The sequence below is a fragment of the Arsenophonus endosymbiont of Bemisia tabaci Q2 genome (assembly GCF_902713415.1).
In the GTDB taxonomy this organism is placed as follows: domain Bacteria; phylum Pseudomonadota; class Gammaproteobacteria; order Enterobacterales; family Enterobacteriaceae; genus Arsenophonus.
In genome coordinates, this window is sequence record NZ_CACTIE010000138.1 from 1 (window position 1) to 838 (window position 838).

General features: G+C 47.6%; 1 pseudogene. It reads left to right on the top strand.

The features are described 5' to 3' along the window. Positions 1 to 488: pseudogene (locus tag ARSQ2_RS07715) on the top strand (phage major capsid protein); the annotation flags it as partial. Between the last annotated feature and the right edge of the window lie 350 nt (positions 489 to 838).

Below are 838 nucleotides of genomic sequence, written 5' to 3' on the forward strand. Positions count from 1 at the left end.
CGCGATCGATGATCTGCGGCTTTCCATGCCGCAAGCGCAACTGACCCGGATCCCTGCGACAGGCCATGTGATAGACTTTACCAACTGGGCACAGATTGAACTTATTAAGGATACGCTGGGGCGTTATCTCCTCTCCAATCCGGCAGCCCTGACGAGGCCGACGTTGTGGGGCTTACCTGTGTTGTCGTGACAGAAGCTGCTGAGTTTAAAGATAAATTCCTGGTGGGGGCTTTCAATTTAGGTGCTCATTTGACCGTGAAGAAGCGAACGTGCTGATCAGCACTGAAAATACCGATGATTTCGAGAAGAACATGATCTCGATTCGTTGCGAAGAGCGTCTGGCGCTCGCGGTTTACCGCCCCGAAGCCTTTATCAAAGGTGACTTAACCAAAATCGAGTTCTCGCCTTCGACTTCGTCAAATGCAGTCGGTGCGGCGAAAAGCGGTCAATCTGGTAATAGCGGTCAATCTGGTAATAATGGTGGGTAATCGGTCAGTAACCGTTTTGGATCGGTAGTGACAGTAAACATCAAGTTAAACAGAGTGGCCTACATCCGTAGGCCATTTTTTACTGGAAATAAACCAACATGTTTATTGACAAAGAATAGGTCAAGCGACAATTCAGGATTGAATTAGACGACAACAGTGAAGTTGTACTGCTTGATAGTGATATCGCCGCCGTAGAGCAAAAAACCATCGCACATCTTAACCGTAATCTCTACAAAGCCTCCGTACCTGAAACTGACCCTCACGGCCTGGTTATCAATGCGGCGATTATTCAGGGGATGCTGCTATTGGTGACGGGGTTATATAGCTAAGCGACTTAATTTTGATTACAC